This window comes from Staphylococcus sp. 510 (assembly GCF_057219715.1).
The window spans coordinates 1-2,539 of record NZ_JBXVVK010000040.1 but is presented as its reverse complement, the minus strand read 5'-3'; the positions used below and the strand labels follow the sequence as shown (position 1 = coordinate 2,539).

At 30.6% G+C, this 2,539-nt stretch carries 3 protein-coding genes; 2 read left to right on the top strand and 1 reads right to left on the bottom strand.

Features of this window, described 5'->3' with window-relative positions:
- Positions 1-573 (top strand): protein rep (locus AC2D8K_RS12505; RefSeq protein WP_484698821.1); only part of this gene is annotated, 573 nt, incomplete at its 5' end.
- A gap of 823 nt (positions 574-1,396) precedes the next feature.
- Here the strand turns inward: AC2D8K_RS12505 and lnu(A) are convergent.
- On the bottom strand, positions 1,397-1,882 hold the full coding sequence (gene lnu(A) / locus AC2D8K_RS12500; protein WP_011645010.1) for a lincosamide nucleotidyltransferase Lnu(A): 486 nt from the start codon (positions 1,880-1,882) through the stop codon (positions 1,397-1,399).
- 218 nt (positions 1,883-2,100) lie between these two features.
- Between lnu(A) and AC2D8K_RS12495 the strand changes: the two genes are divergently transcribed.
- A partial coding sequence (locus tag AC2D8K_RS12495; RefSeq protein ID WP_484698819.1) for a protein rep occupies positions 2,101-2,539 on the top strand: 439 nt, incomplete at its 3' end.

Sequence of the window (2,539 nt, the reverse complement as noted above, 5' to 3'; positions counted from 1 at the left end):
AGATTATTTAAATATAAAAAAGTTAGTAAAAATTTAATTGGTTTTATGCGTTCAACAGAAGTTACAGTTAATAAAAATGATGGCAGTTATAATCAACATATGCATGTTTTGTTGTGTGTTGAAAATAGTTATTTTAAGAATAAAGCTAATTATATAACTCAAGAAGAATGGGTTAATTTATGGCAAAAAGCATTACAAGTAAATTATCGACCGGTAGCAAATATTAAAGCGATCAAACCAAATCAAAAAGGCGATAAAGATATTCAAGCAGCTATTAAAGAAACCTCTAAATATTCGGTTAAGTCATCTGATTTTTTAACTGATGATGATGAAAGAAATCAAGAAATCGTGAATGATTTAGAAAAAGGTTTATACCGAAAGCGTATGTTGAGTTATGGTGGATTACTTAAACAAAAACATAAGATTTTAAATTTAGATGATGCCGAAGATGGCAATTTGATTAATACAAGTGACGAAGATAAAACAACAGACGAAGAAGAAAAAGCACATTCGATTACGGCAATTTGGAATTTTGAAAAACAAAATTATTATTTAAAAAATTTGAAACGTTAGCTTAAAAGCTAGCGTTTTTTTATGTATTTTTGCCCCTGCGGGAACTATAGCGTTCAACCGGCATGGTTGACCACTTTACATGCCAACTTTTAAGTTTGCATGTAAATGGGCCAGTGTCTTAAAAAATCAACACTGGATTTGCTCAAATTTTTGCTTTTGGAAATAGCATATATTTATTTGGCTCATATTCGCGTTTTAAGAGCTTATATAAGTTTTTAGGCATAAAACTATATGAATTACCCCTAAATCTTTAAAATGCCCCCTTAAAATTCAAAATAAAGGTATTTAAAATTTTAAAAATAAAAAAGCTACTAGCAAAAAACTAGTAGCTTAAATCTTAGTTAAATTTTGATGTAGTATTAATTTTTATATCTACGCTACAACGTCGATTCAAATTCGTGCAGTATTAATTTTTGTATCTGCGCCACAACGCCGATTACTAATAATGCAGTATTAATTTTTATATCTGTGCTACAACACCGATTACTTAAAACTAAGATAAAAAATCGACGAAGGTCGATAATGGTTTTGCACACGTCGATTTATCCGACGTATAAGTGCGCCCTTACGGGATTTAACTAGATTGTAACGATGAATTTTGGACTTGTAAAGCAATAACAATTGGGATTACCAGGTTTACTAAGTAGACAAAAAAGAACACGCATTTATGCCGAGAAAATTTATTGAAGTTGAGAAGAACCCTTAACTAAACTTGCAGACGAATGTCGGCATAGCGTGAGCTATTAAGCCGACCATTCGACAAGTTTTGGGATTGTTAAGGGTTCCGAGGCTCAACGTCAATAAAGCAATTGGAATAAAGCAATTATGTTATTGATTTTAAATTTTTTATATCAAAATGGTCTGTTTCTGTTAAATCATAACCAGAATGAAAAAGAAGTTGAGCTTCTTTTGAAATACATGGTATTTTTCGATCTTTGTAATTAGTTTCTGAAAACCAGTCATTTTGGAAAACATAATTACCACCTTCTGGGTTTGCTTGGGTAATTGATCCATCATCATTTAGATTTATAGGATGAATATCTAAATACCCATATTCTTCATGCTTAAGTTCCATACGTGAAGGCATCCAATCAACTTCTATTTTGTATCCTATATCTTCTAATTTTTGTATAACTTTTTGAGTGTGTTGAGCGTCAAAATCTATATCTATATCTCTGTGTTCTCTTTGTTGTTTTCCAGTTAATACATCTACCCCCCAGCCACCATCTAACCAATAAGTTACTTTCATGTGTTCAAATAAATCTAAAATATAAAATAATTCTTTTTCTGTTACATTATTATTTTTCATTTTATCCCTCCTAACTTGGGAATTTGAAACGAGTTGAAAACGAGTTTCTTCTTGTCTTGATACTATATAGAAATAACGTTCTTTTTTAAAAATATGATTTATCGTTGATGTGACAGTGTTTTTATGTATTTTTGTGGTTGAAAAGAAAATTTGACATGAAAACACCCCAGTTATATTATTAAGGTGTCGAATCTTAAATAAAACTGGGGGATTTTTATATGCAATATAATACTACTAAATATATTGACGAAAATCAAGATAACGAAACATTAAAAGATATGACGAAAAGTGGGAAGCAACGCCCATGGAGAGAAAAGAAAATTGATAATGTAAGTTACGCAGATATACTGGAAATTTTAAAAATTAAAAAGGCTTTTAACGTAAAACAATGTGGTAACGTCTTAGAATTCAAGCCAACTGATGAAGGTTATTTGAAGTTACATAAGACATGGTTTTGTAAGTCAAAATTATGCCCAGTTTGTAATTGGAGGCGTGCTATGAAAAATAGTTATCAAGCTCAAAAAGTGATTGAAGAAGTAGTAAAAGAAAAGCCTAAAGCTCGGTGGTTATTTCTTACTCTATCGACACGAAATGCGATAGATGGGGATACTTTAGAACGAAGTTTAAAGCATTTAACTGAATCTTTTAGAAGATTAT